16 protein-coding genes and 1 tRNA gene are annotated in these 17051 nt (G+C 35.6%); 11 read left to right on the top strand and 6 right to left on the bottom strand.

What is annotated here, in order from left to right; translation table 11 throughout:
- Positions 1-129 precede the first annotated feature (129 nt).
- Both R2Q16_RS06755 and R2Q16_RS06750 read left to right on the top strand, forming a co-directional pair.
- Complete coding sequence (locus R2Q16_RS06755) at positions 130-495, top strand: YtxH domain-containing protein (RefSeq protein ID WP_316735999.1); 366 nt, start codon at positions 130-132, stop codon at positions 493-495.
- Between the two features lie 228 nt (positions 496-723).
- Positions 724-1287 carry a YdcF family protein gene (locus tag R2Q16_RS06750; RefSeq protein ID WP_316735997.1) on the top strand — a complete coding sequence of 188 codons (564 nt, stop codon included), beginning with the start codon at positions 724-726 and terminating at the stop codon, positions 1285-1287.
- A gap of 139 nt (positions 1288-1426) precedes the next feature.
- Here the strand turns inward: R2Q16_RS06750 and obgE are convergent, their stop codons facing one another.
- The 3 genes from obgE to R2Q16_RS06735 form a co-directional block, all read right to left on the bottom strand.
- Positions 1427-2425: a GTPase ObgE gene (obgE, locus tag R2Q16_RS06745; RefSeq protein WP_316735996.1), complete on the bottom strand. Its 999-nt coding sequence runs from the start codon at positions 2423-2425 to the stop codon at positions 1427-1429.
- Positions 2426-2850: 425 nt separating this feature from the next.
- On the bottom strand, positions 2851-3420 hold the full coding sequence (locus R2Q16_RS06740) for an adenylate kinase (RefSeq protein WP_316735995.1): 570 nt from the start codon (positions 3418-3420) through the stop codon (positions 2851-2853).
- 283 nt (positions 3421-3703) lie between these two features.
- Positions 3704-6079 carry an ABC transporter permease gene (locus R2Q16_RS06735; protein WP_316735992.1) on the bottom strand — a complete coding sequence of 792 codons (2376 nt, stop codon included), beginning with the start codon at positions 6077-6079 and terminating at the stop codon, positions 3704-3706.
- A 222-nt stretch (positions 6080-6301) separates the two neighbouring features.
- Here R2Q16_RS06735 and R2Q16_RS06730 point away from each other — a divergent pair, with 222 nt between their 5' ends.
- Positions 6302-6613, top strand: coding sequence for a hypothetical protein (locus R2Q16_RS06730; RefSeq protein ID WP_316735991.1), 312 nt, complete (start codon positions 6302-6304; stop codon positions 6611-6613).
- A 15-nt stretch (positions 6614-6628) separates the two neighbouring features.
- On the opposite strand, the gene R2Q16_RS06725 is transcribed toward R2Q16_RS06730, so the two are convergent.
- From R2Q16_RS06725 to R2Q16_RS06715, 3 genes are all read right to left on the bottom strand, one after another.
- A tRNA-Arg gene (locus tag R2Q16_RS06725) sits at positions 6629-6702 on the bottom strand.
- 97 nt (positions 6703-6799) lie between these two features.
- Positions 6800-7264: a peroxiredoxin gene (locus tag R2Q16_RS06720; RefSeq protein WP_316735990.1), complete on the bottom strand. Its 465-nt coding sequence runs from the start codon at positions 7262-7264 to the stop codon at positions 6800-6802.
- Positions 7265-7402: 138 nt separating this feature from the next.
- Positions 7403-8311, bottom strand: a complete 909-nt coding sequence (locus R2Q16_RS06715; RefSeq protein ID WP_316735989.1) for an NAD(P)-dependent oxidoreductase — start codon at positions 8309-8311, stop codon at positions 7403-7405.
- A 161-nt stretch (positions 8312-8472) separates the two neighbouring features.
- Between R2Q16_RS06715 and atpD the strand changes: the two genes are divergently transcribed.
- The 8 genes from atpD (at position 8473) to R2Q16_RS06675 (ending at position 17049) form a co-directional block, all read left to right on the top strand.
- A complete protein-coding gene (atpD, locus tag R2Q16_RS06710) occupies positions 8473-9975 on the top strand; it encodes a F0F1 ATP synthase subunit beta (RefSeq protein ID WP_316735988.1) in 1503 nt (500 codons plus the stop codon).
- An 85-nt stretch (positions 9976-10060) separates the two neighbouring features.
- Positions 10061-10306 (top strand): ATP synthase F1 subunit epsilon, encoded by a 246-nt coding sequence (atpC, locus tag R2Q16_RS06705; RefSeq protein WP_316735987.1) that lies wholly within the window; start codon positions 10061-10063, stop codon positions 10304-10306.
- Between the two features lie 221 nt (positions 10307-10527).
- Positions 10528-11775, top strand: coding sequence for a sodium:proton antiporter (locus R2Q16_RS06700; RefSeq protein WP_316735986.1), 1248 nt, complete (start codon positions 10528-10530; stop codon positions 11773-11775).
- Between the two features lie 153 nt (positions 11776-11928).
- The gene (locus tag R2Q16_RS06695; protein WP_316735984.1) at positions 11929-12618 is read left to right on the top strand and encodes a hypothetical protein; all 690 of its coding nucleotides are present in this window, start codon (positions 11929-11931) and stop codon (positions 12616-12618) included.
- A 518-nt stretch (positions 12619-13136) separates the two neighbouring features.
- Positions 13137-14027, top strand: a complete 891-nt coding sequence (gene ilvE, locus R2Q16_RS06690) for a branched-chain-amino-acid transaminase (protein WP_316735983.1) — start codon at positions 13137-13139, stop codon at positions 14025-14027.
- A 15-nt stretch (positions 14028-14042) separates the two neighbouring features.
- On the top strand, positions 14043-14651 hold the full coding sequence (locus tag R2Q16_RS06685; protein ID WP_316736767.1) for an O-methyltransferase: 609 nt from the start codon (positions 14043-14045) through the stop codon (positions 14649-14651).
- Positions 14652-14706: 55 nt separating this feature from the next.
- The gene (gene ilvD, locus R2Q16_RS06680) at positions 14707-16389 is read left to right on the top strand and encodes a dihydroxy-acid dehydratase (protein ID WP_316735982.1); all 1683 of its coding nucleotides are present in this window, start codon (positions 14707-14709) and stop codon (positions 16387-16389) included.
- 78 nt (positions 16390-16467) lie between these two features.
- Positions 16468-17049 (top strand): ORF6N domain-containing protein, encoded by a 582-nt coding sequence (locus R2Q16_RS06675; RefSeq protein WP_316735979.1) that lies wholly within the window; start codon positions 16468-16470, stop codon positions 17047-17049.
- Positions 17050-17051: the final 2 nt, after the last annotated feature.

Genomic DNA, 17051 nt, shown 5'->3' with positions numbered 1-17051 from the left:
CTAACTTTTAATAGTAGCAGTGCAATTGCGCTCCAAAAAATCATTTCTTAAGATTCTGAATTACAGTTGAATTTAAAAAATAACGAAACATTATCAGGTAGCATTTGTTCCATTTAAAAATATATTATCATGAAATACAGAAAGTTAATCGGAAAATATTTAACGCACAAATCTCATAATAACGCACAAATTGCCATCGCTTTGGTTGCTGGTTTAGCTGTTGGTGCGGTGATAAGCATTTTATTTGCACCAGATAGTGGCGCAGGAACACGAGGAAAAATCGCTGGTGGCGCCAGAAATCTTCGCTATGGTTTTCAGGATAAATACAACCTATTAAAAGAAAAAGTATTTGGCGTAGAAGCCATAGAAAATGATATTGTTGAGCATGAAGTGCCACATTTCAAACACAAAGTAGAGAAAAAACGTAAATCTGACGTTCAGGATATCCTGGAACACGCGCATCAAAATGGGCAGGTTCAAGAAGGACAAGGGTAATAAACATTTGGCAAAATAATCTTAGTTTTACAGGATTATTTTGCTCTTATGGTTTTTATTCTTTCGAAGATTTTAATATTCATTCTGCAACCCATTATCTGGATCTCTGTTGCTTTATTATTTGCGCTTTTCTCAAAAAAACCCATTCGCAGGAAACGTTTTCTTATACTCGCAGTTTCTTTATTTTTTGTTTTCTCTAACAGTTTCCTGATAGGCAAAATCTATAATTTGTATGAGGCTAAATATCCCCCACAAAGAAAATATGATATTGGTATTCTTTTAGGTGGTTTTTCAAAATCTAATAAGGATGGCGAACTAGCTGTTAGCGACCGTGGAGATAGGCTCATTCAAACGATACATTTGTTTAAAACTGGGGTTGTTAAAAAAATTCTGATTAGTGGTGGTTCAGGTAAGTTAATTGGTACTGAACCGATTGAGGCAGATATTACATTAAAATACCTAAAAGATATTGGCATACCTGATTCTTCGATTATAGTTGAAAATAAAAGTAAAAACACCATCGAGAATGCTAAATATAGTGTAGAACTGGCCAATAACTATCGCCCGAATGCCTCCGTTCTGATCATTACAAGTGCATGGCACATCCCTCGCTCTAAAATGATTTTTAATCGTGCTTTTAAACGCGAACTGGATTATTATCCTACAGATTATATAGGCAAAGAAAGTTACGATATATCTGATTATTACATGCCAGATGCAGGTGCACTAGCGGCCTGGCAGTATATTTTAAAAGAATGGGTGGGTTGTGTTGTTGACCGTTTTAGGGGATAGGTTTGGTTTTGGGAATATTGGAAAGTTTGAATTGTTTAATTGCTGGAATTGTTAAATTGTCTAATTGTTTAATTGTTCTAAGCAAGAAAACAACAGGCCCCATGACGAAAACCTAAGACTACCAACTCCGGACTAAAAACTACCCCTCAATTGCCTTAACCAGCAAATCCTTTAATTCTAACAGATTTTTTTGTGCAACAGATGATATGAAAATCGATGGAATATTTGATGGCAAATCTTGCTTCATTTCTGCCATTAATTCTTCGTCCAGCATATCTGATTTGGTGATTGCCAAAATATGTGGTTTCTGCATTAATTCTGGATTGTAAGAAAGCAATTCACTTTTCAAGATTTCATATTCTTCTTTAATTGTTCTGCTTGTATCTGCAGGAACCATGAAAAGCAATACAGAATTACGCTCAATATGACGTAGGAAACGGTAACCTAATCCTTTACCTTTTGATGCACCTTCGATAATTCCAGGAATATCGGCCATTACGAATGATTTGCCTCCACGATAACTTACAATACCTAAATTAGGAACAATTGTAGTGAAAGGATAATCGGCAATTTCTGGTTTCGCAGCAGAAACTACAGAAAGCAAAGTAGATTTACCCGCATTCGGGAAACCAACCAAACCAACATCGGCCAAAACTTTAAGTTCGAGAATATTCCAAACCTCTTTACCTTGTTCGCCAGGTTGTGCAAAGCGTGGTGTTTGTTGCGTTGCGGTTTTAAAGTGTGCATTACCTAATCCACCACGGCCACCTGCCGTTAAAATTTTGGTTTCGCCGTGTTTAGTAATTTCAAATAGTACTTCACCTGTTTCGGCATCTTTAGCAATTGTTCCAAGTGGAACTTCTAAAATCTCATCTTTACCTTGTCGACCAAATTTGTGTGAGCTTCCGCCAGCTAAGCCATCTTCGGCAATAATATGTTTACGGTACTTTAAATGCAATAATGTCCAGATGTTGCTGTTACCAACAACGGTAATATGTCCACCACGACCACCATCTCCACCATCAGGGCCACCCATTGATGTTAAAATATCACGATGTAAATGTGCAGAACCTGCACCGCCTTTACCAGAACGGCAACAAATCTTTACATAATCTACGAAATTTGACCCTTGCGACATATTGATTTACGATTTTTGATTGACGATTTTAGATTTTACATCAACCGTTATTATTAAGCAATTAAATTTTTGATTGACGATTTTTGATTTTACATCAACCGTTATTATTAAGCAATTAAATTTTTGATTGACGATTTTTGATTTTACATCAACCGTTATTATTAAGCAATTAGATTTTTGACTGACGATTTTAGATTTACATCAACCGTTATTATTAAGCAATTAAATTTTTGATTGACGATTTTTGATTTTACATCAACCGTTATTATTAAGCAATTAGATTTTTGAATTGACGATTTTAAATTTTACATCAAACCGTTATTATTAAGCAATTAAATTTTTGATTTTCAAAAATCGCTAAAAAACAAACATCCGCAAAAAACAATTTATGCTTTTCTGCGGATGCTTAAAAATTAAATATTCTATTAAAATTTATCAATAACCGAACAAAGGTTATTATAAACTGTATCTATTTCGCCAATTCCGTTTACCTTTTCTAACTTTCCTTGTTCCTCGTAATAAGGTAGAACATGGATAGTTTTATCGAAGTACTCAGAAATACGTTTTTTCAACTTCTCTGCATCATCATCAGGACGGCCACTAATTTTATGGCGCTCTGCAATACGCTTTGTTAACTCATCCTGGTCTACATCTAAAGCAATAACTCCAGCAATTTTACTGCCTTTACGCTCTAAAAATAAATCAAGCTCAATCGCTTGTGGAACCGTACGAGGAAAACCATCAAATACAAAACCTTTTGCATCAGGGTTTTTGTCTACTTCTTCTTCAAGCATTGCAATTGTAATCGCATCCGGAACTAATTCTCCATCGGCCAACAATTGACTAACTTTTTTTCCTAATTCTGTTTCTCCTTTAACGTGTGCTCTAAAAAGATCGCCTGTTGAAACATGTACTAACTGATATTTTTCAATCAATTTTGCTGATTGGGTGCCTTTACCCGCCCCCGGAGGGCCAAAGAGAACTAAATTAAGCATTAACGTGGTTTAGGTTGTCTTTAAAATTAAAAAAGCCGTAATGCGGCCGAATATTAAAATTGAAAATTGCACAAGGTGCTGCATTTCAAGGCTGCAAATATATAATTATTAATTTAGATGCCGTTTAAATTCGCTAATTAATTTGTAAATCAGGGCTTTTTAAAACCATTCTAAATGGTTTTAAAAAGAATCAATGGAAATATTGAATTTTAACCAAATATTCTATCAAGAAACACAAATTTTGCTTGAGAGGCAAAATCAATTTCTTACCAGATAAAATATATCAATCTGTTTTAATTGCCTTAACTGGATTCATTTTTGCCGCCCTAATCGCCTGAAAGAATACTGTTAATAAGGCGATAAGGAAAGCCACGAAACCCGAAATTAAAAAGAACCAGAATTTCAAATCGATTCGATATGCAAAGGAATTTAGCCAGCTTTTGCTAAGTAAATAACCAAGCGGTAATGCAATAACAATTGCAATAATTACAGGTTTTGTAAAATCTTTTGTAAGCATATACACCACATTAATTTCGGAAGCACCTAATATTTTTCTAATACCTATCTCCTTAAATCTTCTCTCGGCGGTAAAGGCAGCTAGGCCAAACAAACCCAGACAAGAAATTATAATTGCAAGCAGAGCAAAATATTTCGACAACACCGCTACCCTGTTTTCTGAGTTATATTGAGCCTGAAAATCCTGACTGAGAAATTTATAGTCAAATTCATAGGCGGGATTATATTTGGCATTAAACTTCTTTAGTGCCTCCAGAACTTCGTTTACATATCCAGCCCTAATTTTAACCATTACCCGATTAGTATGTGACGGCTTATATCTAATAAATAAAGGATCTATTTTTCGATGTAACGATTCAAAATGAAAATTCTTTACCACACCAATAATCTGCATATCAATGCCCCATAACCTAAATAGTTTTCCAACCGGATTTTTGAGTCCCATTTTTTTTATACCAGCTTCATTGATGATAATTTTTGAAGTATCGCCAGGATATTGGTCTGAAAAACTTCTCCCCGCTGCCATTTCCATTCCCAAAGTTTCTATCAAGCCAGCATTTACATCTGCCCGTTGAAATTTGATAACTTCACTTTTGTCTCTTCCTTCCCAGTCAAAATCTCCTAATGTATAACTCAGGTCGCCTAAAAGCTCCCTATCAATGCTCGACGCATTAACGACTCCAGGAATTTTTTTGACCTGTTCTATTATGAAGTTTGTTCTATTTTTAAATGCACCATTAGCTTCGAAATATATCACATTGTCTTTTTGAAATCCTGGATTGGATTTCTGCACAAATTCAATCTGTTTATAGATTACAATTACCGCCACAATGAGAATCGCTGAGAAAGCAAATTGAAATACTACCAAACCCTGCCTTGTAAATAGTGCTGCCGCTGTAAGCTGAAGTTTACCTTTCAAGGCTGTAGATGGTTTTAGACCAGACAGAAATAAGGCCGGATAACTGCCAGAAAGCAATCCTGTAAAAACAGTTATTATAATTATGCCAACTACTAAAGGAACATTAAATTCCAGGCTCAGTTGCTTCCCTGTTATTTGATTAAATTGCGGCAACAACAATTCAACAGCAAGCAATGAAACAAATACAGCAATAATAGTTAGTAGAATAGATTCTGAAAGGTACTGCAGAATTAAAGCCCCTCTTTGTGCACCCAAAACTTTTTTAACCCCAACCTCTTTTGATCTTCTGGACGCTTTTGCGGTAGAAAGGTTCATAAAATTAATACAAGCAATAGTGAGGATAAAAACTGCTAATAAAGAAAAAAGCTTAACATACGTAATTCGTCCGCCGGTGAGTTTGCCATTTTCAAATCTATTATAGAGATAACTTTCGTCAAAAGGTCTTGCAAATAGCGTGTAACTTTTAACACCTTTAGTTTTAAGGTAATTTTTTATTTTCAAATTGAATACATCTATTTCAGCATCTTTCTTAAGCAATACATAAGTACTTGGGCCATAGTTTATCCATTTTCTGTAACCGGAATTTCCATCAGGACCCAATAGAACATCATAAGAAACAAAAAAATCTACCCTTTCTGATGTATTTTGAGCCATATCCTTGAATACACCTGATATGGTAGCCTGGTTTTCAGCTTGCATTTCGGTATTGCTCCAAACCATTTTCTCCCCTATTACATCAACGCTGTTAAAGAGCTTTCTTGCCATACTCTCTGAAATAACAACCGTTTTAACACCTCTAAGAACATTATTTTTGTTGCCAGTAATAAGCGGATAAGAAAACACCTTGAAGAAATCAGCGCTTGCAAATTTCCCCGCCGCTTTAATTGCAGGCTTCTGTTTTGCAGAAACCTTACTCTGTGCAAGCCAAAAGGCCGGGGAAGCAGCCGCCGCAACCTCAACTTCTGGTAGTTCTTTTGCCATAGCTTCAGCCAAAATTCCGGGTGTTCCTTCTACTGTCTCGACACCATCACTCAAATGCTCATTCTGGATAATCTGATAGATTCTTTTATTGTGGAAGCTATCCATCTGCAACTCATTATTAACCCATAAATAAATTAATAAACTACAGGTTAGTCCGGCGCTTAGGCCGAGGAGATTTATCAGGAAAGAAGTTTTATACTTCCTGAAGTTTCTGTAAACGAGTAACAGATGGTGTCTAAGCATATTTGACAATTTCACCAAGCGATTCAATTCATGTGCCAAGCTTAAAAACATTAAATGAGAACCAGTAGATGATATCTGAATATCATTTTTGTCCGATTGCGAACAGCCTATGTTCATATATGGACAGTTCACATTTCTTGCTGCATTTCATCAATTTAATGCTCTTAAAAAGTTGTGCATTTATTTACTTGTTTTTGACTTAAACCTCTATAAAAACAGCATTTGTCGAGGCATCAATCGAAAAGAAACCAGGTTAGACTTAAAACAACATCATATTACGATTACAAAGCATTTGCCCGAACTTTAGGAAAATCTAAACCAAAACCCGAATCTTTCCCGAAGGATTTCCGAACACTTCCCGAAGGATTCACGATGAAATACCGCATAAATATTGAAGAATTTGTTTGTTTAGTACCATTTTTCATTTCAGGTAAGCCAAACATATTTTGCCAATTTCTGATTGAAATTGGTTTCTACTTAAACTTTTCGATAATGCCTGAAAAAGCATCAAACAAAAAAAGGATTTCAAATTAATGAAATCCTTTTAAGTGCACTTGTAGGGATTCGAACCCCAAACCTTCTCATCCGTAGTGAGATGCTCTATCCAATTGAGCTACAAATGCATTTCCGTTTGTTAACGGACTGCAAAGGTAAGATTTGAAATCAAAATTCAAAATAAATTTTTAAAAAAATATTCGAAATCTTAACCTCTAAAAAGCGTTATGCTTTCACTGCATCATCAATCGCTTTAAAATCAGGCAATTCCTTCGCATCTTCCAAAACTTCTGCGTAAGCAATTTTTCCTTCTTCATCGATAACAAAAGCAGCCCTTTTCGATACTCCCTTTAATCCGAATACAAATTCAGGGTATAATGAACCATAAGCTTCAGATACTTCTTTGTTAAAATCTGACAATAAAGGAAACTGATAATTCTGAACTTCCTTGAATTTAGCTAAAGAGAAAGGAGAATCTACAGAGATACCTAAAACTTGTGCATTTACGCCTTCATAATAGCTAAAGTTATCTCTCATCGTGCATAATTGCTCTGTGCAAGTTCCTGTAAAAGCCATCGGAAAAAAGTGAATGATAACTTTTTTGCCTTTAAAGGCTGCTAAAGAAACTTCTGTTAAATCAGAACTGTATAATTTAAAATCTGGGGCGTTATCGCCAATTTGTAGTGACATATATTGTTGTTATTGGTTAATTGTTTGAATTGTTAAAATGGTTAAGTGTTGTAATTGGTGAATTGCTGTGCAAAGTTTCAAAAGAGAAGTGCTATCTTGTTGGTCCAGTTTCACTTTCTACTTTCTACTTTCTACTTTCTACTTTCTACTTTTCATCTGCTCATCAACAATCTTCAATCCTTCTTCAAAGCTATGTGGTTTATAATCTAAATCTTTAACTGTTTTATCCAACACAAAACCTGTTTTAACTGGCCTTTTTGCAGATTGATTCAAACTTTCAGAACTGATTTCAGATAGAATCGATTTATCGAGCGACCAATAATCGGCAACTTTTCGCACTAAATCGGCAATACTCATGTAATCTTTGCCCGATACATGATAAACACCTTGAGCTTTCTTCTCAACCGCCAGTAAACAAGCTTCAGCTAAATCTTCAGCTAAAGTAGGCATTCTCCATTGGTCGTTTACCACATTAATCGGTTGGCCTTTTTCTAATGCACCTTTTGCCCAAAGTACAATGTTGCTTCTGCTCATATCATTGGTAATGCCATAAACCAATATGGTACGTAAAATTGTCCAATTGGCTTTTGATTCTTTAACCGCAAGCTCGGCTAAAAGTTTGGTTTCGCCGTAATAACTCAGCGGATTTGGTGCATCATCTTCCTGATAAGGCCCGTCTGCCCCATCAAATATAAAATCGGTACTTAAATGTATAAAATGAATATTCAATTCCTCACAAAGTGATACCAAATTTTGAGTTGCATCTACATTTAATTGGTGACAGAGTTCCTTATTTGCTTCTCCAGTATCCACATTCGTCATTGCAGCCGTGTGAATAATCACATCGGGCTTATACTTTTCAATTACCGCTCTTACTTGGGCAGTATCCAGAATATCCATTTCAGCGTAATCATAACCAATTGAAGTTGGGTAACGATTTGCGCCCTTTGATGTAGCAATAAGTTTTACTCTGCCTTCTGCCAATACCTTTTCAGTTATTTTCTGTCCCAAAAGGCCATTACTACCTGTAGTTAAAACGGTTTTCATTTGATGAATTTATGCCTCTAAAATACCTATTAAAATCGTCTAAGAAAAATTTGTAATATATATTTAAAATTCGCTAATAATAACTTAACTTTGCCAACCGAATTGAAGCCCTTACAAACAGCTTTAATTCATTGACTATAATAAATTTACTCACAACAGATATGCCTAACTTAGGAAAAATAGCACAAATTATCGGCCCAGTGGTTGACGTTAGCTTTGCTGATGATGCCCATCTACCTAAAATTTTCGATGCGTTAGAGATAACAAAAGAAAATGGACAAAAAATTGTTTTAGAAGTTCAACAGCACTTAGGTGAAGACCGTGTACGTGCAATTTCAATGGACTCTACTGATGGTTTAGTTCGTGGAATGAAAGTAGTTGATACTGGTTCAGCGATTAAAATGCCAGTTGGTGACCAAATTAAAGGTCGTTTATTTAACGTAGTTGGCGATGCTATCGATGGTATCACAGCGGTAGATAAAGTAGACGGTCGTCCGATTCACGCAACTCCTCCTAAGTTCGAAGATTTATCAACAGAAACTGAAGTACTTTTTACAGGTATTAAAGTAATCGATTTATTAGAGCCTTATGCTAAAGGTGGTAAAATTGGTTTGTTCGGTGGTGCTGGTGTAGGTAAAACGGTATTAATTATGGAGTTGGTTAACAACATCGCAAAAGCTTATGCTGGTTTATCAGTATTCGCAGGTGTTGGTGAGCGTACTCGTGAGGGTAACGATTTATTACGTGAGTTTATCGAATCAGGCGTAATCAACTATGGTGATGATTTCTTACACTCAATGGAAAAAGGTGGATGGGATTTAAAATCAGTTGATACTGAAAAATTAAAAGAATCTAAAGCAACATTGGTTTTCGGTCAAATGAACGAGCCTCCTGGTGCACGTGCTCGTGTAGCATTATCAGGATTAACAGTTGCAGAATATTTCCGTGATGGTGATGGCGAAGGCGCTGGAAAAGACATCCTTTTCTTCGTTGATAACATCTTCCGTTTTACTCAGGCAGGTTCTGAGGTATCGGCTTTATTAGGTCGTATGCCATCAGCGGTAGGTTACCAACCAACATTGGCAACTGAGATGGGTTTAATGCAAGAGCGTATTACTTCAACTAAACGTGGTTCAATCACATCTGTACAAGCGGTATATGTACCTGCAGATGATTTAACTGACCCGGCTCCGGCTACAACTTTCGCCCACTTAGATGCAACTACAGTACTTTCTCGTAAAATTGCTGAGTTAGGTATTTATCCAGCAGTAGATCCATTAGATTCTACTTCTCGTATCCTTTCTCCTGCTGTTTTAGGCGATGAGCACTATAACACTGCACAACGTGTTAAAGAAACTTTACAACGTTATAAAGAATTACAAGATATCATCGCGATTTTAGGTATGGACGAATTATCTGAGGAAGATAAATTAGTTGTATCAAGAGCTCGTCGTGTTCAACGTTTCTTATCACAGCCTTTCCACGTAGCTGAGCAGTTTACAGGCTTAAAAGGTGTATTGGTTGACATTAAAGATACCATCAAAGGTTTCAACATGATTATGGATGGTGAAGTTGATGAATATCCAGAAGCTGCATTTAACTTAGTTGGTAGCATTGAAGATGCTATTGAAAAAGGTAAAAAATTATTAGCAGAAGCGAACTAGTATCGAGATTTGAGTATCGGGTATCAAGACCACCATTACCCTCTTGATACTTGATACTAGCTACTTGATACTCAAATCAAAAAAAATGAACTTAGAAATATTAACTCCAGATAAAAAAGTTTACGAAGGCGAAGTAACAGCGGTTACCGTTCCAGGAACTTCAGGCTCTTTTCAAATTTTGAAAGACCACGCTGCTATTATCTCAACTTTAGAGGATGGAGAAGTTATTATAAAAGCAAACCAAAACGACGAACAACGTTTCTTTATTAAAGGTGGAGTTGTTGAAGCCTTAAATAATAAGATTGTTGTTTTAGCAGAAGGTATCGCTTAATCGACATTCGTTAAGCTTTCCTAATTAGGAATTGCAATTTAAAAAGCCTTTTCGATTAATTTCGGAAAGGCTTTTTTCATTTCGTTAAACAAATTTCATTTTAAACTCCTTTTTGAGTAAAAATTCCCAATACCATAGATATTGTATTCTTGTAAAAAAATTGAATTAATTATATTACCGGGATAGCTGCAAAGCATAATTTTTTATACTAAATTTTTTAAATGGAATTATACTATTCGTTTTCGGTGCTTATTGTTATTGCATCATTTTTTGCCTATCTCAATTTACGCTACTTAAAACTACCATCAACAATTGGCATCATGATTATTGCCATGCTCGCCTCTATTATCTTAGTTATTACCGGCAATTTATTTCCCAAAGCTTTCAATCATTTTTCTACTTTACTTTCTGATGTAGATTTTACAGAAGTGCTTATGGGCGCCATGCTTAACTTCCTGTTATTTGCTGGAGCGATACATATCAATTTAATTGATTTAAAAGAACAAAGAGGACCAGTTATTATATTCTCAACCGTAAGTGTTGTCATATCAACCTTTGCTGTCGGTGGAATTTTATTTTATTTAGGACCTATACTAGGCGTTCATATTCCTTTTATTTATTGCTTACTTTTTGGTTCCTTAATATCCCCTACCGACCCAATTGCCGTAATGGGCGTGCTGAAAGAAGCCAAAGTGAAAAAATCTTTAGAAACTAAAGTTGCGGGAGAATCGCTATTTAATGATGGTGTTGCTGTTGTGGTTTTTGCCGTAATTCTTCAGCTAACGCAAAGTAGCGAGGTCGAAATCTCATTCTTAAATATCTCATGGTTACTAATTAAAGAAGCTTTAGGTGGATTCATCCTTGGTGCGCTTTTAGGTTTAGGCGCATCTAACGCAATGCGAAAAATTGATGATTATAAAGTCTCCGTATTAATTACACTTTCGGTTGTAATGGGTGGCTATCTTATTGCGCACTCTATGCATATATCCGGACCTTTAACCATGGTTGCAGCAGGTATAGTTATTGGTAATTATGGAAAGCGAACAGCAATGTCGGCAACAACAAAGGATTACTTAAACAAATTCTGGGAACTGATAGATGAAATCTTAAATGCTGTTTTATTCCTCTTTATTGGCTTTGAATTATTAATCATCCAAAACATAACATCTTACTGGATAATTGGAACAGCAAGTATCGTTATTGTATTATTCTCCAGATTTTTATCGATATACATTCCTGTATTACTTATTCCATTCAAAAATAAATTCAGCAATGGCACAATTAAGGTATTGGTTTGGGGAGGTTTGCGAGGTGGTGTTTCTATTGCATTAGCCTTATCGATGGATGAAGGTCCGTATAAACCAACTTTAATTGCGGCTACTTATTTTGTAGTAGTGTTCTCAATTATCGTTCAGGGATTGACCGTTGGGAAAGTTGCATCAAGAGTGCTTTCTAAAGAAGAAGAATAGTTGCAGCTGAATCATAATTTATTCAGAGCCTTTTCGATTATTTCGGAAAGGCTTTTTTTATTTCCCAATTAGCAACCCAACCGTTCGTTTTAATCGTATCTTATTAAAGTACACTTTAATAAGATGGTTAACTCAAAAAAGTTATGTGTTTTTTTGCTTATTCTTCTTTCCATAAGAGTGAATGCAAAAGAGTTTTTAACCTTTAATGACTACCGTAAAACTTATCCTGAGCGGAAGCTCAACGGAAATGATGGCAATTGGCTAAAAGACGATAGAGAAAAAAATTCAGAGACTTGGAATCAAGCTAATAAAATCAACTTAAAAAAAACAAATGGCTATTTAGAATATCAGGATATTTATCAGCGTTGCGATTTCTATAAATGGTTTGAAGAAAAAACAGATTCTTTAGGTTTTCAAACCAGATGGCCAGCGGCAGCAAGAGAAACCACATCGAAACTTAAAAACCTCCTTAATCCTATTGCACTTGCTGCAGGAAACTCAAATAAGGAAATTGAAACATTTGTAATTACAGGCAACGCAATTATTTTTGATGATATTTGGAAGGATTTAAAATCCCTTTTTGAACACGCACCTTTAAAAGGATTAGATGCTGAAGTCTGGGATGGACGTCTCTTATTAAGAGAGCAAAATATCATCGACCCTTACTACCAAAGACTGGGAGAATTATCACTTAAAAAACTTCAAAAATCAATAAGACGAGAAACTACACTTTCTAAATTATTCTCAGGTTTTGAATTTGAAGGAAATCTATTAAACATTAAAGATAGATGGCTCTATGGCATGAAAATGATGCATTATAAATATCCAGATATTAAGAAATAAAGCCATTTCTCAGCTTAAATTTTATTTTAAACTAAGCATGAAAATTTTCAAATTTTTAAACGGTTCACTTCATTTTAGGAAGAAAAAATATAAATTTACAATGCAAGCATAACAAACATACCATATACCGTTTTGATATTCGGTCTACAGCTATCAGCATAAAATCACTAAACACACCATCAGGAAGAATAAAATTCTGATTTATAAATTAAAATCAAAATATTATTCTTATTTCATTTTTTTTTGATTTCCCTTGCATATTTCTGAACCAAAAACTAAATTGGTATTTATAAAGAATAAGGAAATAATGACTAATCAAGGCAACACATTTTTAAACAACGCTACTGCAATTGCATCTGGCAACGTTGTGTTGTTACCTGTCATTATTATTAACCTGCTACTCCTAAACATTTTACTAGGAAAGAAAACGGACTGCTTTTAAAAGATATAAACTAAATATACTTAAAGCGTCCTGACAAAAACAGGACGCTTTTTTTAAATAACAAAACATCGGTATTATGCAATACTATAACTCTAATACAATTATTTACCTTGATGGAAAGTTTGAAAAGGCTGTAGATAGCAGTACCGACCTTTATGGGCAATCGCTACATTATGGCTATGCAGCATTCGAGGGTATTAGAGCCTACAAAACCCATAATGGCAACCGAATCTTTAAAGCAGCTGCCCATTTCGACCGTTTAGAGCGTTCTTGCCAGCTGGCAAATATTCCTTTTCCATGGGATAAGCAGGAATTAATTAAAGAGACTTATAAGCTTCTTACCTTAAATAAGTTAAAGGATGCATATATCCGCCCTTTAGTTTTTTGCCATCCAAACATGAAATTGAATGAACCGAGTGGTGTTTCAATTTTAATTTGCGCATGGAATTGGGATGCATATTCTGGCAATAAATTATTGAAATTAACCATTTCAGATTACGAAAGACCAAATCCGAAATCAACGCCAATGGAGGCAAAATTGAGCGGAAATTATGTAAACTCAATCTTAGCAACAACCGCAGCAAATATTAAGGGTTATGATGAAGCCTTGCTTTTAGATATGCATGGTTTTATAGCTGAAGCTTCAGGTGCAAACATTTTCTTAGAGAAAGACGGCAAACTTTACACGCCATCTTTAGGAAATATTTTACCAGGCATTACTAGAGCAACAGTTAAAGAGCTTTGTGCAGTTTTAGATATTGAATGCATCGAGAAAAAATTAACTGTTGAAGATTTACGCCAGGCAGATTCTGCTTTCTTATGCGGAACAGCTACAGAAATTGCGGGCATTGCTTCAATCGATGATATTGTTTTTCGTTCGCTATGGAGAGAATCACTAGGTTATACCATACAACGTGCTTATAAAAACTTAGTGCTTGAGAAAGTGAATTACGAAGTAATTATTTAGTATCAAGTATTTAGTATCGAGTATCAAGATAAGATTATAAAAACAATGAATCAGGATATCAATCAAACATTTCCAAAAGCATACCAGCAAATCGATGATGCAACTAAAGCATCGGGGTTTAATATGGCTTCAGATGTTTTGACCTGTTCATTATTAAAAACACTCGCAGCATCAAAACCTTATGGTCGCTTTTTAGAGTTAGGCACGGGAACTGGTCTATCAACTTCGTGGATTTTAGATGGGATTGATGAAAATTCGACCCTGATTTCGGTAGATAATGATGAGCAGTTTTTAAATATCGCGAAAACATTTTTAGGAGATGACAAACGTCTAGATTTAGTTTTATCAGATGGCGGCGAATGGCTAGAAAATAACAGAGAAAAAAAATTTGATTATATTTTTGCTGATACATGGCACGGAAAATATTTGCTTTTAGATGAAGCAATTGAGATGCTAAATCCAGGCGGACTGTACATAATCGATGATATGTTACCACAACCAAATTGGCCTGATGGCCATCAGGAAAAAGCCATTAAGTTAATTGCAGATTTAGAATCTCGAAAAGATTTGCATTTAACCAAACAAGTTTGGGCAACAGGGATTGTAATCGCAGTAAAAAAATAAGGAGGTATTTTACCTCGAAATAGAACAACTAACAGAACCACAATATATTTTAACAATGAGCGAATTAAACAAGTACAGTAAAACATTTACACAAGACCCAACGCAGCCCGCGGCGCAAGCAATGCTTTATGGAATCGGTTTAACCGATGCTGATATGGCCAAAGCGCAAGTCGGTATTGCAAGTATGGGTTACGATGGCAATACCTGCAATATGCACCTTAACGATCTTGCAAAAGATGTTAAAGCAGGTGTTTGGAAAAATGATTTAGTGGGCTTGATTTTTAATACCATTGGTGTAAGCGATGGCATGAGTAATGGTACCGATGGTATGCGTTATTCTTTAGTAAGCCGTGATGTAATTGCGGATAGCATCGAAACCATTTGCGGTGGTCAGTATTACGATGGCATTATTTCTATTCCAGGTTGTGATAAAAATATGCCGGGTGCAATTATGGCTATGGCTCGTTTAGACCGCCCGTCAATTATGGTTTACGGTGGCACTATTGCTCCTGGTCATTACAAAGGAGAAGAATTAAATATCGTTTCAGCTTTCGAAGCTTTAGGACAAAAAATCTGTGGTAATTTATCTGACGAGGATTATCAGGGCATTATCAAACATACTTGCCCAGGCGCCGGTGCTTGTGGTGGTATGTACACAGCAAATACCATGGCTTCGGCAATTGAGGCTTTGGGCATGAGTTTACCTTACTCATCTTCAAATCCAGCGGTAAGTACTGAAAAAAAACAAGAATGTTTGGATGCGGGTAAATACATCAAAGTTTTATTAGAAAAAGATATAAAACCGTCTGATATTATGACGAGAAAGGCATTCGAAAATGCCATTCGTTCTATTATCATTTTAGGTGGAAGTACAAATGCGGTGTTGCATTTTATCGCGATGGGTAAAGCAATCGGTGTAGAAATTACGCAAGATGATTTCCAACGCATGAGCGATGTTACCCCTGTTTTAGCCGATTTCAAACCGAGTGGTAAATATTTAATGCAAGATTTACACCAATATGGAGGAATTCCTGCGGTATTAAAATTCTTATTAAACGAAGGTTTACTACATGGCGATTGTTTAACTGTCACTGGCAAAACAATGGCTGAAAACTTAGCTGATGTAAAATCTATCATGGACTACGATCAGAAAATCATCCAAAAATTAAGCGAGCCGATTAAAGCAACAGGTCACTTACAAATTCTTTACGGAAACTTAGCCGAAAAAGGCTCAGTTGCAAAAATCTCTGGTAAAGAAGGTGAAAAATTTGAAGGACCGGCTCGTGTATTTGATGGTGAACATGATTTAATTGCAGGTATTTCAAGCGGTCGTGTAAAACCAGGCGATGTAATTGTGATTAAAAATTCTGGTCCGGTTGGTGCGCCAGGTATGCCCGAAATGTTAAAACCAACTTCAGCAATTATTGGTGCTGGTTTGGGTAAATCGGTGGCTTTAATTACCGATGGTCGTTTCTCTGGTGGAACTCATGGTTTCGTAGTTGGTCACATCACGCCAGAATCATACAAAGGTGGTTTAATCGGCTTAGTAGAAGATGAAGACCCAATTTTAATTGATGCTGTAAATAATATTATAGAATTGCAAGTAAGCGAAGATGTTATCGCAGAGCGAAGAAAAAAATATATACAACCAGCATTAAAAGTAACTAAAGGGGTTTTATATAAATATGCTAAAACCGTTTCAGATGCAGCCAGTGGTTGCGTAACTGATGAGTATTAGAATTTAGCTGAGGTTTGTGGATGCAAACCTTATATACTAGTCATCCCGACTAAGAATTAAATATTAAAATGAATTACTATGCAAATCATTAAAAGTATTCAAAGTAGAATTTATGAAATTCGGGGTGAAAGAGTAATGTTGGATTTCGATTTAGCAGCACTTTATGAGGTTGAAACGAAAGTATTGAATCAAGCAGTAAAACGAAATACAGAACGTTTTCCAGAAGATTTTATGTTTCAACTCGCAAAAGAAGAATGGGACAACTTGAGGTTTCAAATTGAAACCTCAAGTGAAACTAGTTCATCCTCACAAATTGTGCTGATGAACCGGTCACAAATTGTGACCGGTTCTCAAAAACACCGTGGCAATCTACCCTACGCTTTCACAGAACAAGGGGTAGCGATGTTAAGTGGCGTGCTACGAAGCGAAAAGGCAATAAATATGAACATTGCCATTATGAGGGCTTTTGTTGATGTAAGAAAATTCTTATCTAAACAAGCTAACATTAGTGAGCAATTATTAGAGATAAAAGAGCGACTAGGAGAACACGATGTTCAACTAAATGAATTGTATGATGCAATGGATAATTTGCTAGACGAGAAAATTGCTCAACTCAAGTGGAAAGATAGGGAGCGAATAGGCTTTAAGATTAAAGAATAATA

It is taken from the genome of Pedobacter aquatilis (assembly GCF_032678425.1).
Lineage (GTDB): Bacteria > Bacteroidota > Bacteroidia > Sphingobacteriales > Sphingobacteriaceae > Pedobacter > Pedobacter aquatilis_B.
The sequence above is the reverse complement of the archived record's forward strand: the minus strand, read 5'-3'. Positions and strand labels throughout refer to the sequence as shown.